16 protein-coding genes are annotated in these 25,144 nt (G+C 61.0%); 9 read left to right on the plus strand and 7 right to left on the minus strand.

The annotated features are described in order from the left end of the window. Positions 1-12: 12 nt before the first annotated feature. Positions 13-2,739, minus strand: coding sequence for a cation:proton antiporter (locus JF539_RS02805; protein WP_207138832.1), 2,727 nt, complete (start codon positions 2,737-2,739; stop codon positions 13-15). A gap of 205 nt (positions 2,740-2,944) precedes the next feature. Further along, complete coding sequence (locus tag JF539_RS02810) at positions 2,945-3,859, minus strand: DMT family transporter (protein WP_207138833.1); 915 nt, start codon at positions 3,857-3,859, stop codon at positions 2,945-2,947. Positions 3,860-4,107: 248 nt separating this feature from the next. Here JF539_RS02810 and JF539_RS02815 point away from each other — a divergent pair, with 248 nt between their 5' ends. The 7 genes from JF539_RS02815 to JF539_RS02845 all read left to right on the plus strand — a co-directional run bounded on the left by JF539_RS02815 (position 4,108) and on the right by JF539_RS02845 (position 15,749). Continuing rightward, positions 4,108-6,267, plus strand: a complete 2,160-nt coding sequence (locus tag JF539_RS02815; RefSeq protein WP_207138834.1) for a malate synthase G — start codon at positions 4,108-4,110, stop codon at positions 6,265-6,267. Positions 6,268-6,565: 298 nt separating this feature from the next. Beyond that, a complete protein-coding gene (locus JF539_RS02820) occupies positions 6,566-8,659 on the plus strand; it encodes a putative bifunctional diguanylate cyclase/phosphodiesterase (protein WP_207138835.1) in 2,094 nt (697 codons plus the stop codon). 672 nt (positions 8,660-9,331) lie between these two features. Continuing rightward, positions 9,332-10,177, plus strand: coding sequence for a formate/nitrite transporter family protein (locus tag JF539_RS02825; protein ID WP_207138836.1), 846 nt, complete (start codon positions 9,332-9,334; stop codon positions 10,175-10,177). A 58-nt stretch (positions 10,178-10,235) separates the two neighbouring features. After that, on the plus strand, positions 10,236-11,969 hold the full coding sequence (locus tag JF539_RS02830) for a bifunctional protein-serine/threonine kinase/phosphatase (RefSeq protein WP_209016978.1): 1,734 nt from the start codon (positions 10,236-10,238) through the stop codon (positions 11,967-11,969). 9 nt (positions 11,970-11,978) lie between these two features. Next, on the plus strand, positions 11,979-12,161 hold the full coding sequence (locus JF539_RS02835; RefSeq protein WP_207138837.1) for a hypothetical protein: 183 nt from the start codon (positions 11,979-11,981) through the stop codon (positions 12,159-12,161). A gap of 61 nt (positions 12,162-12,222) precedes the next feature. Continuing rightward, positions 12,223-13,968, plus strand: coding sequence for a NirA family protein (locus JF539_RS02840; RefSeq protein ID WP_207138838.1), 1,746 nt, complete (start codon positions 12,223-12,225; stop codon positions 13,966-13,968). Positions 13,969-13,991: 23 nt separating this feature from the next. After that, positions 13,992-15,749, plus strand: coding sequence for a diflavin oxidoreductase (locus tag JF539_RS02845; protein ID WP_207138839.1), 1,758 nt, complete (start codon positions 13,992-13,994; stop codon positions 15,747-15,749). 289 nt (positions 15,750-16,038) lie between these two features. On the opposite strand, the gene JF539_RS02850 is transcribed toward JF539_RS02845, so the two are convergent. Further along, positions 16,039-16,995 carry a LysR family transcriptional regulator gene (locus JF539_RS02850; protein WP_207138840.1) on the minus strand — a complete coding sequence of 319 codons (957 nt, stop codon included), beginning with the start codon at positions 16,993-16,995 and terminating at the stop codon, positions 16,039-16,041. A gap of 1 nt (position 16,996) precedes the next feature. Between JF539_RS02850 and JF539_RS02855 the strand changes: the two genes are divergently transcribed. Further along, positions 16,997-17,302 (plus strand): YciI family protein, encoded by a 306-nt coding sequence (locus JF539_RS02855; protein ID WP_207138841.1) that lies wholly within the window; start codon positions 16,997-16,999, stop codon positions 17,300-17,302. 39 nt (positions 17,303-17,341) lie between these two features. Here JF539_RS02855 and JF539_RS02860 read toward each other — a convergent pair whose 3' ends face one another. Genes JF539_RS02860 through JF539_RS02870 form a run of 3 tightly spaced genes read right to left on the minus strand, consistent with a single transcriptional unit; the run spans position 17,342 to position 21,677 of the window. After that, positions 17,342-18,553 carry a mandelate racemase/muconate lactonizing enzyme family protein gene (locus tag JF539_RS02860; protein ID WP_207138842.1) on the minus strand — a complete coding sequence of 404 codons (1,212 nt, stop codon included), beginning with the start codon at positions 18,551-18,553 and terminating at the stop codon, positions 17,342-17,344. A gap of 8 nt (positions 18,554-18,561) precedes the next feature. After that, positions 18,562-20,049 carry an aldehyde dehydrogenase family protein gene (locus JF539_RS02865; protein WP_207138843.1) on the minus strand — a complete coding sequence of 496 codons (1,488 nt, stop codon included), beginning with the start codon at positions 20,047-20,049 and terminating at the stop codon, positions 18,562-18,564. After that, entirely contained in the window at positions 20,046-21,677 is a 1,632-nt protein-coding gene (locus JF539_RS02870) for a GMC family oxidoreductase (RefSeq protein WP_236042329.1), read from the minus strand. The genes JF539_RS02865 and JF539_RS02870 overlap by 4 nt, the downstream gene beginning before the upstream one ends. A 170-nt stretch (positions 21,678-21,847) precedes the next feature. Between JF539_RS02870 and JF539_RS02875 the strand changes: the two genes are divergently transcribed. After that, entirely contained in the window at positions 21,848-22,735 is an 888-nt protein-coding gene (locus tag JF539_RS02875) for a LysR substrate-binding domain-containing protein (RefSeq protein ID WP_207138844.1), read from the plus strand. A gap of 10 nt (positions 22,736-22,745) precedes the next feature. Here JF539_RS02875 and JF539_RS02880 read toward each other — a convergent pair whose 3' ends face one another. Next, positions 22,746-25,142, minus strand: coding sequence for a fatty acid cis/trans isomerase (locus tag JF539_RS02880; protein ID WP_207138845.1), 2,397 nt, complete (start codon positions 25,140-25,142; stop codon positions 22,746-22,748). Between the last annotated feature and the right edge of the window lie 2 nt (positions 25,143-25,144).

Genomic DNA, 25,144 nt, shown 5'->3' on the forward strand with positions numbered 1-25,144 from the left:
GAGGGGACCGCGTTAGCCTGACGCGGTCTCTTTTTTTGCCTGCCCTTCGGCGTTTTCGATAGCATCCCCGTCCGGCCCCGCTTCGCCGCCGGCGGGGTCCGGGCTCGAAGTGGCGCCGTTTTCAACGGCCGTGCTTTGTGTATCCGCGACATCGCCGGGTTCTGGTGCCTCGTTCGGCGCAGGCTTGCCTGCTGTTTCTTCGCCGCCCTTTTCGGTCCGGAACTGCGGCACGACCGGGTCCTCGATTTCCTGGCCCGGGTCGGCATTCATCAACTGGCGCTCCGCTGCGAGCTTGATCACATGTTCGCGCAGTTCCGGATGGACTTCCATCAGCGTCTTGAAGTCCTGCGCACTCAGGCACAGAAGCTGGCAGTAGCCAAGCGCGACCACATCGGCGTTGCGCCGGCCACCGGTCATCAGCGCGATCTCGCCGAATACGTCGCCCCGCCCCAGCCGGACATTGTGGGACGGCGTACGGACTTCGACGGCGCCCGAAGCGATGAAATAGGCGGCGTCGCCCCTGTCGCCCCGACGGATCAGCTTTTCATGCGGTATGGCGAATTGCGGCCGCATTTTCTTGCCGATGGCCTTTTGCTGTTTGGCGGGCAGGTCGGCAAACAGCGGATGGCTGCGGATCAGGTCGAGCGTTTTCAGGCCGAGATCCAGCTTCGGTCTCTTGTGGCTGGCCCGCCGGGAGCGCTCCACATCCCTGAGCAGGTTCTGATGAAGTTCCGTACCGATCAGCATCTGGTCCCTGGCTTCGTCGTAAGCGGTTTCCTCGAGCCTGACGCCCGCCTTGCGCAGGAACTGGCTTTCCAGCGTATCGGCGTAGTCCGGATATTGCAGGCGAAGCGCCTCGATTGCCTGGACGGTTTCGTCCTGCCGGTTGCACAGCGTATCGTCCAGGATTCCGGCGACACGGTCGCCGAGCAGCGGACGGATGCGGTGTCTGTTGTACTCGATCAGCTCGTCGGCAAGGATGCGGTAGACCAGCAGGAACTCGAACCGGTCGGCCAGCCGGATCGCCAGAGGCCGGGCGATGCCGAGCCGCCGTTGAAGAGACTGCGCCAGCCGGAAGCCGGGCCCGAATTTCAGTGGCTGGCGGGTGGCCCTGTTATAGCCGGAGCGGCCTTCGGCGCGCGTCAGATCCCCGATCCGTCCGGTCAGTGTGAGAAACCGCGAGACCGCCCGGCCCGAAATGGTCTTGCTGTGAAAATGCTCCAGCACGAGTTGCTGTTCGCGGTCGGCAAGCGCTATCAGTCCGATCAGGACACGGTCCTTGTCTTTCAGTTCCTCCAGGCGGTTGGTCTCGGACGCCGCCGTGGCGACCCGGTCGCGGTAGTCCTTCACGACTTCGTAGGAAACATGCGGGTCGATGTGATATGCGGTTGCGACGGTTTCGATTTCCTGGCGGACATCTGCGAGCGCCAGCGACAGGTACTGTGTCCTGAGCGCCTCGTCGCGCGCGTTCAGCCGGTCCAGTCCCAAAAGTCTGATCAGCGGTTTCAGGCTGGTTCCGTAAACGAGCAGGGTGAACAGAACGAACCCGGTCGCCAGCTTGGTGATGAAACCGGAAACTTCATCGGAAAGCATGGCGTGCTCGGACACGCTGAGAGCCAGCGTCAGGGTCACGGCGCCACGCATGCCGCCCCACAGGATCACGGTCTTGAACTTGGTGTTGACCGTCTGGGCGGCTCCGAGGGTTTTCAGCACCGGCAGCAGGCCGAAAACCACGACGGCCCTTGCGGCGAGCGCGGCGACGATCACCACGAAAAGCAACAGAATGTCGAGCGGGGCGAAGCCTTCCACGAAGCGGGGGATCAGGATCGCGGACAACAGGAAGATCAGCGATGCGGCCCAGTAGGACAACTGTTCCCAGACGGAGTGGAGAAAGTGCCAGTTGGCAGGTTGGATGCGCGCTGGGCCATAGAGATTGAAGACGACGCCGGCACTCACGACGGCCACGACGCCGGAAACGTCCACGAACTGGTCGCTTAGCACGTAAATACCGTAAGGCAGCGCCAGGCTCAGCGTCACCTGGGCAAGCGGCAGATCGCGCATGACCGGCAGAAGAAGCACGGCGATCCGGGAGAGAAACGCACCGACGAGGATTCCGCCGACGAAGGATCTGGCAAGGGCGATCAACGCCTCGCCGCCGGTCATGGTGTGCTCGCCGGTGATAAGCCCCAGCAGTATGACGAAGAGAACGATGGCGGCGGCATCGTTCAATAGGCTTTCGCCCTCGACGATCCGGCCCAGCCGGGGCGGCGCGCCGATATCCCGGAAGATGGCGACGACGGCAACGGGGTCGGTGGTCGCGACGATGGCTCCGAGCAGGAGACAGGCGACCAGGGTCATGCCGGACAGCGGATAAAGGGCGAAGCCGATAAAGGCGGTGGCAACAAAGACGGCCACCACCGCCATGACGAGCACCGGCCAGATATCTTCGAAAAGCCGCCGGACATCCAGCGTCAGGCTGGTTTGAAACAACAGGAGCGGCAGGAAGATATAAAGGATCATCTCCGAATTGAACGGCGGATGCACGAACAGATAGGCAATTTCATTGAAGGCGTTGGTCCGGGGCGTGTAGAGCAGGTAGGTCGCCAGGATACCGATCAGCGTGCCGACCATGGCCAGCAGCACGCTGGGCGCCAGGCCAAGCCGGCGCGCAAGCGGCTGCAACAATGCGATCGTAAACAGTAACAGCGCGAAAGCGCCTGTTATCAAAGGAGTTTCCATCTGGCCAGTGTGCCTTGCCGGTGTCGCGAATTCAAATGAGTGATCGGATCAACCCCACCTGTCGGGGGGTGATGCGAGGCGGGCATTCCGCTGCGGATAATGAGGCCAAAATCTCTTTCATGCCGTTAAGGCCGAAGAATATTTGAGGAAATTACGGCAATGTAAGGGAAGGAGCGCGCTGCCCACTCAAGGGAGCGCTCGAAACCTAGCGGGATGCCCGCCGCTCGGATAGCCAGATACCGCCGAGGACAAGGAAAAGCGCCGTCCCGTGGTGCCATTCGAACGGTTCGCCGAGGATCGCGACCGCGAGACCCGAGGCGAAGACCGGCACGAGGTTGACGAAGACACCGGCGCGGGCCGGGCCGATCAGTTCCACTCCCCGAATAAAGAAGATCTGGGCGATGCAGGAGGGGAACAGCGCGATATAGAGCACGACGAGCCAGCCTTCGAGAGTTGGCCATTGCACAGCGCCGATCGACGCTTCCAGCGCGAGCCCGGGCAGGGAGGCAACCACGGAGATCGCCGACAGGAGCGCAAAAAAGCTCAACCCGGAGACCTGCGGCCGGTTGCGCAGCGCCAGGGTATAGCCGGAATAAAGTACGCAGGCGGTCAGCATGATGCCGTCGCCCGGATTGACGGCGAGCGCCCTGAGCGCTTCCAGGCTGCCCTGGGAGGCGATCAGGGTCACCCCGGCAAGGGTCAGCAAAATGCCCAAAGCCTGAAGGGCGCGCACCTTCGTGCCGAATACGATCATCGAGCCGATCAGGACCAGGATCGGTATCGATCCCTGGATGATCCCGATATTCACCGCCATCGTGTGGGTGGCCGCGACATAGAACAGCGAGTTGAAACCGATGAAGCCGAAGGTCGCCATCAGGATCATGCGCAGGAGATAGGGCCTCATCAGCGGCCATTCCTCCCGCAGGCGCACCCAGGTCAGGGGGAGCAGGATCGCCGCGACGATCACCCAGCGCAGGAACACCACCATCATGGGCGAGACTTCGCCGACCGCGAGCCGTCCGGCGACGGTATTCCCGCCCCAGAACAGCGTTGTGAGGCAGAGCAGGACGATTGCGTTGCCGTAAGACGGACCGCCGAGCCGTTTTGCGATGGTGAGCATGAAACCCTTTGCCGAGATTTGGGTGGGAGCGTACCGCTAACCGATTACGACCGGAACGGAAAGAGCGGATTTTTCGCCAGACGCCCCTCTCCGATGGCGATAATTCGCGACATTTTTTCCATTTTAGAAAAAGTCATGCTTGGCACGGACCAATTGACGCTTGCCCGCTTAGACCCCAAAACAGCACCTGAATGTCCGGGCTGCGTGCCTCCGGACGACAAATCATAAGCTCAACGTGGAGACAAACCATGACCGGCCGGATCGAAGCTCACGGATTGCAAGTCGCCAGGGATCTTTACGACTTCATCAACGAAAAGGCATTGCCGGAGACCGGGGTCGAGCAGGACGGTTTCTGGAAAAGCCTTTCCGCCCTGATTCACGATCTGGCGCCGAAAAACCGGGCACTTCTGGAAAAGCGCGATAGCCTCCAGGCCACGATAGATGCCTGGCACAAGTCCAATCCCGGAACGCCGGACATGGGGACTTACAAGGCGTTCCTCTCCGAAATAGGCTATCTGGTGCCGGAAGGCGGCGACTTTCAGGTCGGCACGCAAAATGTCGATCCGGAAATCGGCCAGGTGGCCGGACCGCAGCTTGTCGTCCCGGTGATGAACGCGCGCTACGCTTTGAACGCCGCCAACGCGCGCTGGGGCTCGCTCTACGACGCGCTCTACGGTACCGATGCCATGGGCACCTCGCCGAAGCCCGGTGGCTTCGATCCGGCGCGCGGTGCGGAGGTGATCGCCTACGCCCGCAAGGTGCTCGACGAAGCCGCTCCGCTTGCGTCCGAAAGCTGGTCGGCAGTGACCGGTTTCTCCATCGAAGGCGAACATCTTCGGATTTCGACGGAAACCGGGACAACCTCCCTTTCGGATCCGTCCCAGTTCGCCGGCTTTTCCGGCGACACGGCAGCACCTTACAAGGTGCTTCTGGTCAGGAACGGACTGCATCTGGAAATCAACGTCGACAGCCGGCATCCGATCGGCAAGACCGACAAGGCGCATATCTCCGACGTCGTTCTGGAATCCGCCATGTCCACAATCATGGACTGCGAAGATTCCGTCGCCGCCGTCGACGCGGAGGACAAGGTCGTCGTCTATTCCAACTGGCTCGGCCTGATGAAGGGCGATCTGGAGGAAACATTCGAGAAGGGCGGCGAGACGGTGACCCGGCGCATGCATGCCGACCGGCAGTATACGGCTCCTGACGGCGGCGCCCTGACCCTGCACGGCCGCTCGCTGCTGCTGGTGCGCAACGTCGGTCACCTGATGACCATCGATGCGGTGCTCGACAGGGACGGCAACGAAGTGCCGGAAGGCCTGCTCGACGCCATGATCACCTCGCTGATCGCGCTGCACGACATCGGACCGAACGGCCGGGAGACCAACAGCCGGGCCGGTTCGGTCTATATCGTCAAGCCGAAGATGCATGGACCCGAGGAAGTCGCCTTCGCCTGCGAGATCTTCGACCGCGTCGAGGACGCGCTCGGCCTTGCGCGCAACACGCTGAAGATGGGCATCATGGACGAGGAGCGCCGCACCACGGTGAACCTCAAGGAATGCATCCGCCAGGCGAAGGACCGGGTGTTCTTCATCAATACCGGCTTCCTCGACCGCACCGGCGACGAGATGCACACCTCCATGGAGGCCGGCCCGATGATCCGCAAGGGCGACATGAAGGCCGCCACATGGATCGCGGCCTATGAGAACAACAACGTCGATGTCGGTCTCGCCTGCGGCCTGCCGGGTCACGCCCAGATCGGCAAGGGCATGTGGGCCATGCCCGATCTGATGCACGACATGCTGGAGCAGAAGATCGGTCACCCTATGGCCGGTGCCAACACCGCCTGGGTACCGTCGCCCACGGCTGCGACATTGCATGCGCTCCACTACCACAAGGTTTCGGTGAAGGACCGGCAGGCGGAACTGACATCCCGCGAACCGGCGAAACTGGAAGACATCCTGTCGATCCCCGTCGCCGAGCGGCCCAACTGGACACCGGAGGATATCCAGGCCGAACTCGACAACAACGCTCAAGGCATTCTCGGTTATGTGGTGCGCTGGGTCGAACAGGGGGTCGGCTGCTCCAAGGTTCCGGACATCAACAATGTCGGCCTGATGGAAGACCGCGCCACCTTGCGCATTTCCTCGCAGCACATCGCGAACTGGCTGCATCACGGCGTCGCCGGCGAGGACCAGGTGGTGGCCACCTTGAAGAAGATGGCCGCTGTCGTCGACGAGCAGAACGCAGGCGACCCGAACTACCGTCCGATGGCCGCCGATTTCGACAAGTCCGTCGCTTTCCAGGCCGCCTGCGACCTCGTGCTGGAAGGCACGAAGCAGCCGAGCGGCTACACGGAACCGGTGCTGCACCGCCGGCGGATCGAGTTCAAGGCGAAGACGGCCTGAGACCCCTGCAAAATTGACAGTACCGAAACGCCCTGAAGGTCCGCGGCTTTGCTGCGGGCTTTTTTGTACGTTGAAACAATGAACTGTCGCAGCGCAGCAATTTCTCGCGCAAACGGTAAATAAGTAAAATCTCATATAAATGGCGCGTGTGGGGTTTTGGCCGGACGCTTGAGAAAAGAATGAATGAATTCAGAAGGTTGTCGTGTGAAGGAGTTTGTTTACCTTAGAGCGGCGGAGGTCGTGACCTTTACGACTCCAACCGGGACCAAAGGTAAACTGTCGGCTTCTGGAGACCAAGATGCTGACTGTCCTTTCCTGCATAACCTTCGAGCATGATCCGGTTTTTCTCGCCATGGCGGTCCTGATCCTGACGTTCGGGGCGGTCCTGACCATGCGCCTTTTTGCGAGAGTTCGGCGGACGCAGGGAAACCTGAAATTTCTCTGGTTGTTTTTGTCCGGCCTGATTGCCGGCGGCACGATCTGGTCAACCCACTTTGTCTCGATGATCGCCTACAAAAGTCCGCTGATCCTGGGCTACGACTTGGGATTGACTGCGATTTCACTCCTGGTCGCGATCGCCGGAACCACGACAGGTCTTCTGATCAGCAGCCTGACCCAACGCTCCCTTCTGATCGAGGTCGGCGGGCTCGTCTTCGGCGGATCGATAGCGGCCATGCATTTCATCGGCGTCAAGGCCATGCAGATTTCGGGGATAATGACCCTCGAAACGGTCTTCGTCATCGTTTCGGTTATCCTGTCCTGTGCATTTGGAATGGCCGCGGCCAGCCGGATCGCCCGACCCATGACCCGCTATTGCAAACATGGCGCGGCGCTCAGTTTCATTCTCGCTGTGGCCAGCCTGCATTTCGTTGCAATGGCAGGTGTCGATCTTCTGCCCCTGCGCCTCGACGGCGCGGCCAGGGATCTGGTCTCCAACCAACTGGTCGGAGTTGCCGTTGTTTTCACGATGAGTGTGCTGATGCTGTCGGCAATGATCACCTATTCCATCGACACGGTGAGTTCCGCGGCCGCGGACGGCCGTTTGAACCATCTGGCGCGTCATGATCCCCTGACCGGTCTGCCGAACCGGCATGCTCTTAGCGGATTTCTGGAAACGGCTCTCTCGCGGATGTCGATGGACAATGCGCGAATTGTAATTCTGAACTGCAACCTGAACCGGTTCAAGGAAGTCAACGAAGTGCTCGGTCACACGGGTGGGGATGCACTTCTTCGCCATGTTGCCACGAACCTTTCGGAGGGGCTCGACGAAGGGGAGTTCGTGGCAAGGACCAGCGCCGATGAATTCGTGATCGTGGGCAGACCGGTCTATGCCCTGGGGTACAAGCTCGATCTGTGCAAACGCGTTCAGGCTCTTGTCGCCCGGCCGGTGACCTTGCAGGGGGAAAGAATTCAGGCCGCGTGCAACATCGGTTACGCGACATATCCCGATCACGGAACCACTGCTCCGGAACTCCTTGAGGCTGCGGGACAGGCCATGCACCGCGCCAAGGTCGAAGGCGGCAACAGACCTGTCCGCTACGATCCGGAACAGGACAAGCAAAAACGGGAACGAAGCGCTCTCGCTCTCGATTTGCGCAACGCGCTCAAGAACGGGGAATTCGAACTCTACTATCAGCTGCAAAACGACGTCACGACCCGGAAGATCACCGGAACGGAAGTCCTGTTGCGCTGGAACCATCCGGAACGCGGCATGGTGGCGCCTTACCAGTTCATACCGATTGCCGAGGAAACCGGTCTGATCAGGGAGATCGGGGCCTGGACTATCGGGGCGGCCTGCCGGGAAGCCGCTTCGTGGGCGGAACCGGTCAAGATTGCCGTCAATGTAGCTCCCGTTCAACTTGCGGACAGCCAGCTGCCGGATGTCGTTGCAAATGCGCTCGGGGAAAGCGGGCTTGATCCCGCGCGTCTGGAGCTGGAGATCACCGAGACCGGTATCGTCGCCGACACCGCTCATGCCCTCCAGGTCATCCGCCAGTTGAAACACCTCGGTGTCCGGATCGCCATGGACGATTTCGGCACCGGTTATTCCTCGCTGGCAACCTTGCAGGCCTTCCCCTTCGACAAGATCAAGATCGACCGGGAGTTCATCAAGGATCTGGGTGGCAGCAAACAGTCGGAAGCCATCGTCAAGGCAACGATCATTCTGGGAGCAAGTCTGGACATTCCGGTTCTGGCCGAAGGTGTGGAAACGGAAAGCCACCTCGCGTTTCTCGCCGAGCAAGGTTGCTGCGAGGTCCAGGGATTTCTGTTCGGCCGGCCAATGCCGGTCAGGGATGTCCGCCGGGTCTTGAACGCGTCGGCGCCGCTCCGGGCCGACCGAGCGGAGGACCTCGCGCCGAGCGGTTTCGATCTTGAGGCCAAGGTGGCCTGATCGCCCTTCAAGGTGAGCTGTCCGCCTGTCCCGAAGCCCTCCCGACTGCCTGCGAGCACTAAGCAAAACTGCGCTTTTAACTCAAGACCCTGCCTGGGCTTGTGAAGACGCAAAGGGGAATGGTTGCGCCCCGGAGCGAACAGCAAGCGATCTACGGCCGACGACCGGAAGGTCGCTGCTTGACTGTTTCCGTCGAAACCTGAGAGGGCCTGTTCAGGCTCCGGTTTGCACGGAACGCCAACCTCTAGGTGGTTAATTGTTGTACGGCTACTGCCGATTTCATGGGCAGCAGCGTGAGAAGCTGTTGGCAGCCAGATCGGCTTTCCAGCTTAACGAATTGTTTTATCGGTAATTTCACCCGCAATGACGAGTTGGCATGCTTCGTGCTTTATGAGTTTTGAATTCAGCATAACCAAGATTTGCGTCCAACGGCGGACGCAACGGCAATGACGCCTTGAGTGATTGCATCGCTCTCAGGACTTTTCCTGGGGCGTTGCCGGACGTCCGCGCGCTCGATTCTCAGCACCAGTTACAAACATCGCGTTCCCGCTCAAGCTGTGAGCCCGAGACGTCCCAACACCTGCTTCCTGGCCTGTACAGGTCTGGAGCCATTGCCAAGCACTCTTCCTCCAAGGCTGCACAGGCGGCAAACGAACTGTGAAAGGACTGTCAATGTCATATGTGTCACCACAGGAATTCGCGACAAAGATGATAGACGCGGGCGAGGCCAAGGTCTTCATGTCCACCAAGGATACGTTGATCCGAGCCTATATGGCGGGCGCCATTTTGGCGCTCGCGGCGGCCTTTGCCGTGACGATCGCTGTTAACACCGGGAACTTCCTCGTGGCTTCGCTGCTGTTTCCGGTGGGTTTTTGCATGCTTTACCTGCTTGGCTTCGATCTTCTGACAGGCGTTTTCACACTTGTTCCTCTGGCTTTTTGGGCAAAACGCCCGGGTGTGACCGTCGGCGGGATTTTGCGCAACTGGGGGCTCGTGTTCATCGGGAATTTTGCCGGCGCCATGACGACCGCCGTTTTCATGGCAATCATCTTCACGATGGGCTTCAGTCAGGAGCCCAATGCCGTCGGGCAGAAAATCGGCGTCATCGGGGAAGCCCGGACTGTTGGTTATGCGGCGGCCGGATGGGCCGGTCTGCTGACCGTCTTCATCCGCGCCGTAATGTGTAACTGGATGGTTTCCACCGGTGTTGTCGCGGCAATGATGTCGACCTCCGTGTCCGGTAAAGTCATAGCGATGTGGATGCCGATACTGGTCTTCTTCTACCTCGGCTTCGAACACTCCATCGTCAACATGTTCCTGTTCCCGTCAGGCATCATGCTTGGAGGCAATTTCACCTGGTTCGATTACATCGTCTACAACGAAGCTCCCGTCATCCTCGGCAACCTTGTCGGCGGGCTGACCTTCGTCGGCGGCATGATCTACGCCACCCACTACAGAACGTCTCCGAAACGCAACGCTGGTTATGAAAAAGCACCAGCTGCGACACCGGCCGAATAAGGCGAATTGCCCCGCCGTTTCCGGCGGGGCAGTTTACTGAGGTGAACAGACGTTGCTCATGAAATCGTCCGCAAACCCGTTGAAGGTCCAATTGGGTCAGCATTCATCGGCTGGTGTGAAAACTGAAAACCAGGACTTTCACGGCGCTTTGGTTCCCGATGCCCAGGCGTTGGTTCACAAGGGTATCGCGATCGCGCTCGCGGACGGGATATCCAGCAGCGACGTCGCCCACATCGCTTCGGAAATAGCCGTCAAATCCTTCCTGACCGACTACTATTGCACGTCGGATGCGTGGTCCGTGCGAACGGCTGCGAGCAAGGTCATTCAGTCGACGAACTCCTGGCTCTTCAGCCAGTCGAAGAACATTGCTTCGCGAGATCGGGGTTACATCACCACCTTCTCCGGCCTCGTGTTGAAAGGGCGGCAAGGCCATCTTTTTCACGTCGGCGACAGCAGGATCTGGCGCCTTTCCGGCAACAGTCTTGAATGCTTGACGGAAGATCACCGTCTGTATGTTTCCGAGACCCAAAGCCACCTGAACCGGGCCTTCGGTCTCTCGGCGACCATAGAGATTGATTACCGGGCTATCGATCTTAAAGTCGGCGACACATTCGTGTTGACGACAGACGGCGTGCACGAATTCCTGTCGCCGGCCGAGCTGGCCAGAGAGATAACGAGTGCCTCCGATCTCGACGCTACGGCGCGGACCGTTGTCGAACGCGCGCTGGATGCCGGAAGCACCGACAATCTGACCATTCAGATTGTGCGCGTTCAAAAACTTCCGGACGCGGATGCCGAGGACATGCTGACGGGAGAAGTGCTTCTTCCGGCAGCTCCAATCCCGACCTTGCCTGGGTATCACGAGGGGTATCGGCTCCTGCGAAACCTTCAGTCGACGAGCCGCAGTCATATTTTTCTGGCAGAAGACGAGGAGACCGGTGTTCCCGCGGTGCTCAAGTTTCCGTCGATGGATCTGCGCGACGACCCAGGCTATCTGCGCAGACTTGCTCTTGAAGAGTGGGTTGCCAGACGGATTTCCTCGCCGCATGTCCTGAGACCGGCGCCCGCACACCGGGAAAAACAGTCCCTGTTCGTGGCAACGGAGTTCGTCGACGGACAAACGCTCCGGCAATGGATGACCGACAACCCGCTTCCGGATCTGGAGACAGTTCGCGGCATTCTCGAACAGATCGCAAAGGGGCTTCGGGCGTTTCATCGCAAGGAGATGGTCCACCAGGACCTGAGACCGGAAAACATCATGATCGACACCTCTGGAACGGTGAAGATCATTGATTTCGGATCTGTTCGGATCGCCGGGGTGATGGAAGCCGCACCCACGCTCGATCGGGCGGAGATCCTGGGTACCCATCAATATACCGCCCCGGAAGTCTTCCTCGGTTACCTTGGCACCGAACGCAGCGATCAGTTTTCCCTCGGCGTCATCGCCTATGAGATGCTGACGGGGCGTCTCCCTTTCGGCGGTTCGGTCGCGCGGGCAACAAGCGAGCGCGCGCAATCCAGGTTGAGATACCGAAGCGCTGTGTCACAGACCGAAAGAGTTCCTGAATGGGTGGACAGGGCCTTGAGCAAGGCGGTCAATCCGGTGCCCGGTAAACGCTATGAGGCCCTGAGTGAATTCATCGAGGACTTGCGGCGCCCGAATCCTCGGTTTCAAACAGATCAATTCGAGCCCTTGGCGGTTCGAAATCCCGTCTTGTTCTGGCAACTGGTTTCCGCGTTTCTGGCGGCGGCCTGCCTTTTCCTTGTCTTCCAAATCCACGGCAATTCCTAGGGGGAACGCATGTCAGGTCCGACACGTGAAGAAGCAGCCGATCTGATCCTTTCGGCAAAACGCCTGGCCGGTCTGGCGTGGCAGGCGCGCGCGAAACAGATCGGCATCAGCGCCGAACAGCTTCCCAACCCGCAAGGCGGCCGGGCGAGGGGCGACGCGACAGGAAAGCGTCCTTTCCGCAACGCGTCGTAACACGGCCACTCAAGTCATTCGCTTTTCTCTCGGCAATGCCGGAGCAAGGAGTTACCGGAAAATGCATGCCCCGATCGAAAAACGTGGTTTTAGCGAAGAGCAACTGGCGTATCTCGCAAATGCCGTGGCCAAGCTCGGCCTGCATAAGGCCTTTCAGCCGGATGCGGGCCCCGCTGCGGAAGCCGAAAACGTCTATGGAACGCCGCTGGAAGAGCTCTGCAAGGAAGAGGTCGCCAAGTACAATCTGCACCCGCTCGACTTGCGGGCCAGAATTGAACGCTGGACCGACCGCAACGAGATTGCCACCGGCCTGGACCAGTTCCTTCTGAGGCACTGGGGTTTCTTCAACGTCGAACCGAACAGCCAGGGCTACATGGTTCGCCTGCGTCTCCCGGCCTGCAAACTGCGCGGCGACCAGATGCTTGCGCTGGCTGACATTGCCCAGGACTACGCCGGTGGCTACGCGCATGTGACGACGCGCGGCAATTTCCAGCTCCGCGAAATTGAACCGAAAGACGTGCTGAACGTGATGTACGATCTTCAGCAGGCTGGGTTGTCCTGTCACGGATCTGGAGCGGATTCTGCCCGGAACATGACGGCTTCGCCGACTTCGGGCTTTGACCCGCTCGAACTGATTGACCTTTCTCCCTACACGATCCGTCTTTCAAATCTTGTGTTGCACACCCGGGAACTGCAGGGCCTGCCGCGCAAGTTCAACATTTCCTTCGACGGTGGGGGATCCATTTCGACGGTCAGCGATTCAAACGACATCTGCTTCCAGGCCGTTGAGATCAAGAACAATGACCAGGGTCTGGAACCGGGGATCTATTGCCGGATCATGTTGGGCGGCATTTCCGGGCACAGGGATCTGGCCCGCGATACCGGCTTTGTCTGCACGCCTGAGCAGACCGTTCTGGCCGGATCGGCGATGCTGCATGTCTTTGTGGAGCATGCGGACCGGACCAACCGGAAAAAGGCGCGCTTGAAATACCTTTTGGATTCCAAGGGGTTTGAATGGTTCGTCGAACGCACTCAGGAAAAACTGGAGGAGCTGGAAGCCGGGTTCCGGCTGACGCCACTGTCGTCTGTTCACGACGGGCTAAGACCCCCGGTTCTGCGCCAGGCCCACATTGGCGTTCACAGACAGAGTGCAGCCGATCGAAACTATGTCGGCGTCGCCCTGGAGATGGGACGGCTCTCGCCGGAGCAGATGCGCCTGATCGGGCGTCTGGCGTTGGAAAAAGGCAGCAATGACGTGCGACTGACCGTTTGGCAGAATGTGCTGATTGCAGGGATCGAAAATCACGACATTGCCGAAGTGGTCAAGGCTCTGGAAGAAAACGCGATGCCGACATCAGCCACGGCTTTCGCCGCCGGAGCGGTGGCGTGTACGGGCCGCTGGGGATGCAAGCTCGGGCTTGCCTACACCAAGCAGAATGGCACCGAACTGGTCCGCCACCTTGAGAAAACCTTCACGCTCGATCGTCCGATCAACATCCATCTGACCGGCTGCCCGAACTCCTGCGCGCAGCACTATATCGGCGATATCGGTCTTGTCGGAACCACCCTGCCGGACGGCGGCGAAGGGTATCATGTCGTGGTGGGCGGAGGCAGCGATCACGACTACGGAATTGCCAGACCGTTATGCGGGCCGGTGCCGGCCGATGACGTCAATGAAGTCGTGGAAACAATCGTCGGCAATTACCTCTCGGCGCGCGAGCCGGGAGCCAGCTTCCTGGAGTTCGTCAGGTCGCTGGACGACAGCGATCTTTCCCGGCTGCTCCATGGCCATTCCCTGGCAGCCTGACGCTCTTAAGTCGAGAACCCATCATGACACAGCACAGCACCACCATCCTCGATAAGATCTCCGTTGGGGGCACCGATGAGCAATCTCAGGGATTGACCGAGTTCATACCCGCCGATGCGCCCTTCGATGACGAACAGCGAAACTGGTTGAACGGCCTCTTCACCGGCCTCTTCACGATCGCCAATGAGGCTGCCAAAGGCACGCAGGAAGAGGCGCCGGGCACGGCGCTGCAGATCCTGTTCGGCTCGCAGTCGGGAACCGCTGAATCCCTTTCCAAGGATTTGCGGAAGTTTGCGAAGACCAAAGGCTTCGACGCCTCTGTTGCCGAGCTGGACTCAATCGCCCCCGCGGATCTGGCAACGTCCAACCACGTTCTCATCATCGCCGCGACCTTCGGAGAAGGGGAACCGACGGACAATGCAAAAAATTTCCATGATGCCCTGATGTCCGATGACGCGCCGCGGTTTTCCGAGACGGTCAACTTCAGCGTTTGCGGCCTCGGCGACAGCAGTTACCCGCAGTTCAACAATGTCGCCCGCGAAATCGATGCCCGGTTGAGTGAACTTGGCGCAAACCGGGTGCATGAACTGGTTGCCTGCGATGTGGCCTACGATGACGACTATGCAGGCTGGAAGGAAGCGGTCTTTCAGACCGAAGCTTTCGTGTTGGCGGCAGGCGCCGCGCAGGCGGCCGATCCCGAAGAAAGCGGCCCGGCTTTCGACAAGAACCATCCCTTCATTGCGACGCTGCTCGACCGCCGCTGCCTCAACGAACCGGGGTCCGCCAAAACCGTCAACCACATCGAACTGTCTTTGGCCGGCGGCGGCGAAGACCTCGACTATAGCGTCGGCGACGCGCTGGGCCTTTGGCCGGTCAACGATGCCGCGGATGTCGAAGCGCTGTTGGACGCCGGTGGCTTTACCGGCCGCGAGAGCGTTTCATTGAAATCCGGACCGACCAAGTTGCGTGCCGCCCTCTTGACCCGGCTGGACATCGTCACCGTTACGCCAAACACGTTGCAGAACTGGCAAGTCGAACGGCCGTTCGACGATGCTCACATCGTAGATCTGTTGCAGGCTGGCGTCGATGGATTAAGCGCTCAGATGCTTGTGGAAGGCCTGCGTCCGCTCCAGCCGCGTCTTTACTCCATTTCTTCCAGCCCGAAGAAGCACAACGGCGAAGTCCACCTGACCGTCGGTGAGGTGCATTACCGGTTGAACGGAACGGATCGGAAGGGCGTCGCCTCGACCTATCTCGGCAGCCGGCTTCAACCGGGAGGAAATGTCGGCGTCTACATCCAGCGCTCAAGCCATTTTCACCTGCCGGAAGACGACACCCTTCCGGTCATCATGATCGGTCCGGGAACCGGAATTGCGCCGTTCAGGGCGTTTCTCGAAGAACGCGAAATGCGTCAGGCAAATGGCCAAAACTGGTTGTTCTTCGGCGATCAGCATGAAGCCACCGACTTTCTCTACCGTGACGAGATCGGCACCTGGCAAGAAAACGGACTTCTGACGAAAGCAAGCCTCGCATGGTCGCGCGACGGGGCGGAAAAGGTTTATGTCCAGCATCTCATCGAAAGCGAAGGCGCAGCCTTCTTCGAGTGGCTCGAGGCTGGGGCTGTGATCTACGTCTGTGGCGATGCCTCGCGGATGGCCAACGATGTCGATCAGGCGATCCGCCGGGTTATCGCAACCCACGGAAACAGGACCGAAAGCGAGGCCGGCGCCTATCTCGATGCCTTGTCGAAGGCTCACCGCTACCAGCGCGATGTCTATTGAGGCCTTTTTACCGCTAAAGCCGGGAGCAGATTGTTTGCGAACTGATTTGTCAGCCGATGGAAGGGGGAAATCGCTCAACTGCCGGAAGGCTTGAATGCGGTAACTTGCCTTCAATCGGGAAGACGGCAGTGGATCAACTGCATCCAGGGTCTTCTGCAAAAGGGTATCGCGGGTGTCGGTGTCGTTGCCCGGGCGGGTTTACCGAGCGCGGCAAACGCGTATTTCAGGCGGAGCCGCCTGACGGTCTCTGCGCCTTCGGCAATGGCGAATTTCCGGGCTGTGCCTGCGATCATGCAAACAAGTTCGCTTCGTTCAGCCATGCAATCAGTGCATCGATGCGTTCAACGCCGCGCATGGACCTGTTTCGGAGGAGCCAGACATCCCGGTTCATCTCCGGTGAGTTCGGCGGCAACGCCAGCGCGGTCAGACGCGGGTCCCGCTTGGCTATGGTCGTCGGCAGCAGGGCTTTGGCCGGTGTCGTCACAACCGTTTCGAACACTGTTTCGAGGTCACGCATCAAAAGTGCCGACCGCCTCTCGCCTCTGCTTTGCGCAAGGGCTTCGGTCCACGCGGCCTGAGGCAGATGTGCTGCCACCGGATCGTAACCAAGCCATGGCCTTTCCTCGGGTGCCGGAGGCGTCTCGACTTTTGCGGTGAACACGGAAAATGCGATGCAGCCAAGCTTTTGGGCCAGCACCGCGTTGCCGCCTTCTCGAGGTTCGCCGAACCGGAGAGCAACGTCCACTTCGCGGCGTGTCAGGCTGAGGTTGTGACCATCCGGGATGAGGCTGATGCTCACGCCAGGGAAACGCATGCAAAAACCGGATAGTCGTGGTGCTATCAACCGGTTCAAGAGGAACGGAACCGCTGTCAGCCGCACCGTCCCGCTTGGATTGCGATCCTGTCCGACCAGGGCCGCTGCCGCATGGGCGTGCCGCTCCATGTTCTCGGCTTGATCGGCGAGCGATTGGCCGAGTTGTGTGAGCTGTATGTGACCTGATATCGCACGCAGGATCAAAGCCGCCCCGGCGCGTTTTTCCATGGCTTTGACGCGGCGCGAAACCGTGGTCGCATTGAGGCCCAGCAGTTGCGCGGCCCCACCCAGGCTCTCGGCACGCGCAACGGCGAGTAACACGCGAAGGTCATCCCAATTCATCATCTGCATAAACGCAGAAGGTATCTGCGATTGAGGTAATTGTGAATGCGTTTTTGCAGGCATAGGTTTTGAAAAAACGCAGGAGGCCACGATGCTCTACACCATTCGTTTTCTCGATAACGCCGGCGCCGACCCAGAAATTCGAATGCGGCACATGCGGCAGCATCTCGCTTTCCTGAGCGCCAACAAGGATGCGATCCGCGCAGCAGGTCCGTTGAAGGAAGACGACGGCACTGTCAAAAGCGGCCTGTGGCTGGTTGATGTTGAGACCGTCGAGCAAGCCTGGGATCTGGTAAAGGCAGATCCGTTTTGGCCAACCGGGTTGCGTGACAAAGTTGAAATCAGGCAGTGGACGCAAGTGTTTGCCGGTGGGCAGTGCTTGATCGACCCGGAGTAGGTGGCTTGCCCAGGCTCGCGATCTGAGATGTCCTATCCCTCACAACGGCAGTGCCGGTTTCTCCTGAAACCCCAGATGCAGCTCATCGCCTTCGTAAGGATGCGCCCGCGCGACCGTCTCGTTCAGATCGTGCCCCAGCCCAGGCTCGTCTGAGGGAATGACATAGCCGTCTTCCCAGCGGATCGGTGTCTTCAGGAGTTCCGCATAGAACCCGTCGAAGGTTCTGATCGACTCCAGCACCAGGAAATTCGGGCTGCAGGTGGCGAGCTGGATGTTGGCGAGCGCCACCAGCGGACCGCAGTAAAGATGCGGAGCGATCTGGGCCGAGTGACAGTCCGCCATGGCCGCGATTTTCTTGGCTTCCAGCAGACCGCCCACGCGGCCGAGGTTCATCTGCAGGATGCTTGCGGCGCGGGTTTCCAGAACACGGGAGAACTCGTATTTCGTGCAGAGCCGCTCGCCGGTGGCGACAGGGATCGAGGTGAAGCGCGCGACCTCGGCCATGTCTTCGGGTTTTTCCGGTGGGATCGGCTCCTCGAACCAAAGGGGATCGTAGGCTTCCAGCCGTCGCGCCATCCGCTTCGCGCCGGAGACGGTGAACTGGCCATGGGTGCCGAAGAGAAGATCGGCCCTGGAGCCGACCGCCTCTCGGATCGCGCGACAAAAGGCTTCGGAGCGCTCCAGATCCTCCAGGCTCGGCTGGTGGCCGTCATAGATCGTATAGGCGCCGGCCGGGTCGAACTTCACCGCCGTGAAACCCTGGGCAACCGCCTTGACGGCCGCCTCCGCCGCCATGTCCGGATCGTTGTAGACATTGGGCTTGTCCGGGTCCGGATAGACGTCACCGTCCGAGGGATAGAGATAGGTATAGGACCTCAGCCGCTCGTGGACCTTGCCGCCCAGCAGTTCGTAGACCGGTTTGCCGGCCGCCTTGCCGATAATGTCCCAGCAGGCCATTTCCAGGCCCGACAGAACCCCCATGACCGAGACATCCGGGCGCTGGGTGTAGCCGGCGCCGTAGGTCTTGTGCCAGAGCTTCTCGATATGGTGCGGGTCTTCGCCTGCGAACTGGCGCTGGAACACGTCCTTCGCCATGTCGGCCACCAGATGCGGCCCGAAGGTGGCGTTGTAGATCTCGCCGTAGCCGGTAACGCCGCAGGCGGTGACGAGCTTGACGAAGATGAAATAGCGCCCGCCGTGCCGGGGCGGCGGATTGCCGACGACGAAGGTCTCGATTTGGTCGAGTTTCATGAGGGGACCTAGCTCGCGTTGCTGATGGTGATCGCCTTCACCTTGGTATAGGCGTCGAGCCCTTCCCAGCCCTTTTCGCGGCCGTAACCGGATTTCTTGTTGCCGCCGAAGGGAAGCTCCAGGCCGCCGGCCCAGTAGTCGTTGACCGAGACCTGGCCGCAATCCATGGCATGGGCGACCCGCATGGAGCGGCCCGTGTCTCTTGTGTAGACGCTGGCGATCAGGCCGAACTCCGTGCCGTTGGCGAGCGCAATGGCTTCGTCTTCGGTCTCGAAATTCTGGACCGAGAGCACCGGGCCGAAGATTTCCTCCTGAACCGCGGGGTCGTCCGGCTCGAGATCGGCGATGACGGTCGGCTGGAAAAACCAGCCCTTGCCGGTGTTCTGGTCCGTCGTCACGTCGCCGCCGGTCAGGATATTCGCGCCCCGTGCCTTGGCGGCGTCCACATGGGCCTTGATGCGGGAAAGATGCAGCTCCGAATTGATCGCACCCATGTCGGGGCCGGTCAGTCCATGGGCGGTTTTGATCTTGCCTGCCCGCTCCGTCAGGATGGAAAGCACTTCGTCGCGGATCGCGGAGTGCAGGATCAGCCGGGAGCCGGCCGAACAGATCTGGCCGGAATTGGAGAAGATCGCCCAATAGGCCCCGTCGGCGACCTTTTCCGGATCGGCGTCCTCGAACGCGATCAAGGGCGACTTTCCGCCGAGTTCCAGGGTCAGGCGGGTGACATTGGGGGCCGCCATCCGGGCGACATTGACGCCGGTGGTCACCGAGCCGGTGAAGGTCAGCTGCTTGATGCGCGGGTCCTGCGCCATCTGCGCTCCGACATCGGACCCGAGACCGGTGACGACATTCACGAGCCCGTCCGGTACACCCGCCTCGGCAAGGAGTTCCGCCATGACGAGCGCGGTGAACGGGGTGGTCTCGGCGGGCTTGGCGACGACGGAGCAGCCGGCGGCCAGAGCCGGCGCGACACCTCGGGCGAAGGTCGAGGTGGGATAGTTCCAGGGGATGATGTGGCCGGTGACGCCGACCGGCTCCCGCACCGTGAAGGCGGTATAGGCAGACCCGAGATTGACGGAGCGGCCGTCGAGCTTGTCGGCCGCCCCCGCGTAATACTCGAAAAGCCGCGCGGAGGACTGCACGTCGCCCATCGCTTCCGCAAGGGTCTTGCCGCTGTCGACAACCTCGATTACCGCCAGTCGGTCGGCGTTGGCGCGAAAGACCCGGGCGACCTCGTTCAGGACGCGGCAGCGCTCGGCTGGCGTAACCTGCCGCCAGTGGCGCGCGGCTGTCTCGGCCGCGGCGATGGCCCGGTCCATGTCCTCCTCGCTGCCGAGGGAAAACTCCGCGAAGGCCTCGGCACGGGCGGGATCGAAACTCTCCATCTTCCGGTTGGAGGCCGGGCAGGCCTTGCCGTCAATGAAGTGACCGTCGGGGAGGGCGGTCAGCCGTCCGGTCGTCAGATAGTCTTGCGCGATGTCCTGGACTGTCATGAATGGGCCCGTTTGCGATCTTCAAGGATGATGTCGGCACCCTTCAGGGCCAGCATCATGGTGGGGGCGTTGGTGTTGCCCGAGGTTATATTGGGAAAGGCCGAGGCGTCGACCACCCGCAGCCGGTCGATGCCGTGCACCTTCAGCCGGCTGTCCACCACGGCGGCCGCGCGGTCCTCGCCCATGCGGCAGGTGGAAACCGGATGGTAGACCGTACTGGCGCGCGCCCGGAAGTCCTCCAGCAGACCGTCGTCGTCCAGCTGGGGAAGGTGAGGGGCAATGGACTCTTCCACCAGGCCGCTGAGCGCCCTGCTTCGCATCAGCCTCTGGCAAAGACGTCCACCCGCGATCACCGACCGCCTGTCCGCTTCCGTGGCAAGCGAATTCGGCCTGATCCGGGGTGCGGAGGATGCGTCCGCGCTTTTTATGTCGATCCGCCCCCGGCTTGTTGGCCGCGCCGGCTGCGCACTGATGATAAAGCCGTTGAACGGGTCGATGATGTGCCGGCTGCCGCGCCAGCGGCGCACGCGCCTGTAGCTGATCGGGTTGAAATAAAGCTGCTGGTCCGGCCGGTTCAGCGTCTCGTCCGAGCGCACGAAGCCGCCGCACTGGTTGACGGAGAGCGAAAGCGGTCCTTTGCGCGTTGCCGCATATTGCAGGGCGGCCAGCGCCTGACCGTAAAGAGGACGCAAAAGGGCGTTGAGCGTCGCTTCCCTGGCCCGGAACGTATAGGTCGCCGCGATATGGTCCTGCAGGTTGCCACCGACGTTTTCGTTTGCATGGACCACGGGAATGCCGAAGCCACTCAGAAGGTCTCCCGGTCCCACGCCGGAGACCTGCAGAAGCTGCGGCGAACCGATCGCGCCGGCCGACAGGATTACCTCGTGAAAGGCGTAGAAGACTTCCCCGCCGAGAAGCTCGATCCCGGTTGCCGTCGCGCCGTCGAACAGAATGCGCTTCACCTGCGCGCCGGTGCGCACGAAGAGGTTTTTCCGCGACCGGGCGGGCCGCAGGTAGGCGCGCGCGGAGGAGCAGCGCATGCCGTCTTGCGTGTTGATCGTGTAAATGCCGGCACCTTCCGGACAATCGCCGTTGAAGTCGTCCGACCAGGGCAGGCCGATTTCCCGGGCGGCCTCGTAAAAGTGCCGGTTGACCCTGTGAACCTGATTGGCGACGTTCTGCACATGGATCGGACCGTCGCCCTCTTTTCCGCCGGACACCGACACCTTGGTTTCAAGGCGCTCGAAAGTCTCCTTGACGCTCTGCCAGCCCCAGCCTTTTGCGCCACCGGTCTCCCAGTCCTCGAAATCTCCGGGTAGACCGCGGCAGTAGATCATGGCGTTGATGGACCCGGATCCGCCAATGAGACGGCCCCGCGGCCATTCGATGCTACGCCCGCCAAGGCCCTCGTCCGGCTCGGTCGTGAATTGCCAGGTGCGCTGCGGATCGGAGTTCAGTTTGGCGTAGCCGAGCGGCAGCGACACCCAGGGGGAGGCGTCCGAACCGCCGGCCTCCAGAAGGAGGACGGTCGTCTCCGGATCCGCGCTCAGCCGCTCCGCCAGTACACATCCGGCGGAGCCGGCCCCAACGATGATGTAATCGACCTTGTCCATAAGATCCGGCGCCAAACTTGAAAGTGGTCCGTTCGTAGTGTCCCGGAGTTCGACAAAATCCTGAAACGAAAAAAATTTTGGTTTAACATCGAAAAAATTTGAAAGAGAGCGCTGATGCTCCGGACTTCATTCGTCCGGATGTCACAAAACATTCCGATCGGTACAAGCAGGAGCGGCCTCACAACATGACCTATCATCTGCCGCCTCTCCCCTGGCTGCGTGCGTTCGAGGCGGCGGCGCGTCTGGGCAATTTCACCCGCGCGGCGGAAGAGCTTCTGATCACGCCGGCGGCCGTCAGTTATCAGGTCCGTCAGCTTGAGCAACAATTGGGGTACCCGCTGTTCGACCGGGTTCACCGCGAACTGGTGCTGACGCGTCTGGGACAGACCTATCTGCCCTCGGTCGAAAAGGCGTTCTCGGACCTTTCGATCGCCACCGTCTCCGTGTTCGGCGAGCGTGACCGCCAACCGGTTCGCTTCCGCTGTCTCAACAGTTTTGGACATTTGTGGATGATCCCCCGGATCGCGGCCTTTCAGGAGGCGCATCCGGGCATCGATCTCCAGATGATCTCCGCCTCCTGGGCGGAGACCCTCAACCCGGATCTGTTCGACATCGACATTCGCTTCGGAGACGGAAGCTGGACGGACGGTGCGGTCACATTCCTGCTGAACGACCCCATCGTGCCGGTCTGTCATCCGGACCTTGCTCTGCCCGGTGCAAGGAAAGACATCGAAGCCCTCGCACTTGCGCCCCGTCTCGACATCATGGGCGTGGTCGATACCTGGGAAAGTTTCTTCCGCGCCTTCGGCCATGCGGTGCCTGCCCGCAATGGACTGCAGGTGGACCAATCTGTCACCGCGCTAGAACTGGCGGCTCTCGGCCACGGCCATGCGCTCGTGCTGGAGACCCTGGCACGCCCTTTCCTGGAGGCCGGCCGCCTGATCCTGTCCTCGGACAGGAAGCTCAAGAGCCGGCACAGCTATTACCTTGTGACGGCACGACCGCGCCCGGAAATCGGTCCGGATGCCCGGACCTTCTGCAACTGGATGATCCGGGAATTGGGCGGGGCGTGATCCTTGACCGTCAATCCAGGGAAAACGTGTATTCGAACAGCTGTTCGATCGGATCCAGCGGTTTCGGGTCCTTGTAGCGGTTCAGGTCGAGCAGGCCGGCCTGGATAGCGTCCTGGGCGTTGAGCGCTGCCTGGACCGTGTCGTAGGTGGACCAGAATGCCGGGTCGGTCCGGCGCAGGCCGAAGGCCTCGATGACCTTCAGATAATCTCGCTGGCTCCGGATCGCGCGCACGGCCTGAACGAAGTCCGGCACGTCTTCCGCCTTTACCCTGAAGACAAAATTCGGGTAGCTGCTGAACTGGCCGGGAACGACTGTCAGGCTGTCCTTTTCCGGTTCCCGGCGGAGGTCTTCGTTGAAGATGAAGGCAACATTGGCATGCGCCATGTCGTGGGCCAGCGTGAACACTTCCTCCTGTCCCTCGGACCCGGCCAGAAGCACGGAGATGTCAGGCATGAACCTCGCGAAGGGCGCCGGTTTTTCAGTCAGCGGGCGCAGCTGTCCGGCGATGCTGTCCGGCGCGGCGCAGGCTTCCCCCGCGCAGCGGTTGATCGGATCGTGGACGGGCCAGAGGCGCTGTTCGAGCGTCAACAGCCCGGTCAGAAATTCCGGTTTCGGAAAAGCGGTACGGAAGTCTATGCCTGACGGCGAACGCGTGTCGAGCGCGCTTTCCTTCCAGCGGTCGAGAAGTGTGACCAGCGGTCCCCGGTACCATTCGTCATGCATCGGTTCGCGGATCTGGGGCGGCATGAAGGACAGGAACATCCTCTCGCCCTCCCGCCGCAGACTGTCCATGTAGAGCCTGGTGGCCAATTGGTGTTCCACATTGCCGAAAACGTCGAAACCGGCCACCAGATTGTAGTAGATGCGCTCGAATTGCGGGAAATCGATCACCCAGGCCGTTTCAGGAACCGAACCGACGAACCCGCTGACGACGGACGCGGAGGAAAAGTTCCGGTAGATCGTCAGACGCGCGCCGGTGTTCGTACCGTCGCCGTCCCAGATGTCGTCATAATCCGGTCCGCCCTGCTCCTTGCTTTTGCGCGCGTACCTGTCCCTCCGGAGGGCCTGATACCTGACCGGACCGTTGAGCAGGAAATTCTTGAGGCGGTCCTGGAGACTGGCGTCCGTGTCGGCGACCGGGAGTTCCAGGATCGGGATCGCCCGTTTCAGATAATCCGGGTCGGTGACGGAGAGATCCGCATCCGGGTCCAGAAACGAGACCCAGAACCGGTCCTCGATCACATTGACCGCGACCTGCCCGTAGCAGACCGGCCCCCGGATGAAGGAGCGAACGAAAAAGAGCGCGTCGTCCAGCAGGAACCGGTAGCGGCTGCGCGCGGGAATGGCGGCGAAGGTCGACAGCGGGTTGCCGCCCGCCTCCACGGAATAGGGCGGTAGCGCGTCGAGGCTCCATTCATCGCCAAGAAAAAGCGCATGGTAGCGCTCGAGCCGCTTGGGACCGATGGAGTAGACCATATGCTCCTTGTGCAGGATCGTGCCGTCGACCGGGACAAGGCGGTAGTGGAACGGGCCGCCCGGATCGTCGAAGGGCCGCCGCGACGGGATCTCGTCCGGGGCCTGTCCCGGCCCTGTCCGGGAGCGGATAAGCCGGAAAAACCTGTCCGGGCTGTCTTCCTCCAGATGAAGATGCGCCAGAAAGAGGTGTTCGTAGATATAGCGGGCGACAAGCTCCTTTCGGAGGCCCTCCGCGTTGAGGAAGGCTTCGATCTCCCGCATCTGAACGGCGACTGCGTCCGGCAGCTCCTTTTGAGGCCCGGGTGCGGGGGAGCCGTCTTTCGCCCAGGTGAGAAGCCGGCGGTAGTCCTCTTCCGGCAGGGGGGCAGTGGCAAAGGGCATGCCGCCGGTGGGGTGCTCTTCCACATAGCTGTCGACGTCAGACGGCTCGGTGCAGACATTCTTGCGCAGGGGTGAGATGTTCAGGTCGTCTGGCAGGGCAGCCCCCAGATCGAATGGGGTTTTGCGGCCCAGTCGCAGCAACTGCTCGATGATGGACGGTCCGGAGACGCTTCCGGTCTCGTTCCCTGTCACGGAGAAAAAGCCCTTCCGCCGCCAAGCCGGCACCGTTTTGGCGTCGATACCAAGCCGTGTCATCGGTGCGTCCTCGAGACGGGAGGATTCGTAGACCTTCTGCTTGCTCGCGCCGCGCAGCCAGCCGTCCGGCGACGACAGTTTGAGCTGGCAGGGAGCATCATAGCAGCCGTGGCAGACGACGCAGCGCTTGTTCAGCACGTCCTGTATGCCGGACAGAGGCTTCGGAGACGGTTCGGCCGCCAGGCTCCAGACAGGGGCTGCAACGCCGCCAGACAGACCAAGCAGACACAGAAAGGCAAAACGGCGGACGGTCAGGTAATAGAGCCTGGTTCCAGAGCGTGAGACTGAAGCCATTG

The organism is Roseibium aggregatum, assembly GCF_017309185.1.
GTDB classification, from domain to species: domain Bacteria; phylum Pseudomonadota; class Alphaproteobacteria; order Rhizobiales; family Stappiaceae; genus Roseibium; species Roseibium aggregatum_B.

Excerpts from the sequence above, each read along its gene's own strand:
- JF539_RS02805 (WP_207138832.1), bottom strand. The coding sequence starts at position 2,739 with ATGGAAACTCCTTTGATAACAGGCGCTTTCGCGCTGTTACTGTTTACG.
- JF539_RS02810 (WP_207138833.1), bottom strand. The coding sequence starts at position 3,859 with ATGCTCACCATCGCAAAACGGCTCGGCGGTCCGTCTTACGGCAACGCA.
- JF539_RS02815 (WP_207138834.1), top strand. The coding sequence starts at position 4,108 with ATGACCGGCCGGATCGAAGCTCACGGATTGCAAGTCGCCAGGGATCTT.
- JF539_RS02820 (WP_207138835.1), top strand. The coding sequence starts at position 6,566 with ATGCTGACTGTCCTTTCCTGCATAACCTTCGAGCATGATCCGGTTTTT.
- JF539_RS02825 (WP_207138836.1), top strand. The coding sequence starts at position 9,332 with ATGTCATATGTGTCACCACAGGAATTCGCGACAAAGATGATAGACGCG.
- JF539_RS02830 (WP_209016978.1), top strand. The coding sequence starts at position 10,236 with ATGAAATCGTCCGCAAACCCGTTGAAGGTCCAATTGGGTCAGCATTCA.
- JF539_RS02835 (WP_207138837.1), top strand. The coding sequence starts at position 11,979 with ATGTCAGGTCCGACACGTGAAGAAGCAGCCGATCTGATCCTTTCGGCA.
- JF539_RS02840 (WP_207138838.1), top strand. The coding sequence starts at position 12,223 with ATGCATGCCCCGATCGAAAAACGTGGTTTTAGCGAAGAGCAACTGGCG.
- JF539_RS02845 (WP_207138839.1), top strand. The coding sequence starts at position 13,992 with ATGACACAGCACAGCACCACCATCCTCGATAAGATCTCCGTTGGGGGC.
- JF539_RS02855 (WP_207138841.1), top strand. The coding sequence starts at position 16,997 with ATGCTCTACACCATTCGTTTTCTCGATAACGCCGGCGCCGACCCAGAA.
- JF539_RS02860 (WP_207138842.1), bottom strand. The coding sequence starts at position 18,553 with ATGAAACTCGACCAAATCGAGACCTTCGTCGTCGGCAATCCGCCGCCC.
- JF539_RS02865 (WP_207138843.1), bottom strand. The coding sequence starts at position 20,049 with ATGACAGTCCAGGACATCGCGCAAGACTATCTGACGACCGGACGGCTG.
- JF539_RS02875 (WP_207138844.1), top strand. The coding sequence starts at position 21,848 with ATGACCTATCATCTGCCGCCTCTCCCCTGGCTGCGTGCGTTCGAGGCG.
- JF539_RS02880 (WP_207138845.1), bottom strand. The coding sequence starts at position 25,142 with ATGGCTTCAGTCTCACGCTCTGGAACCAGGCTCTATTACCTGACCGTC.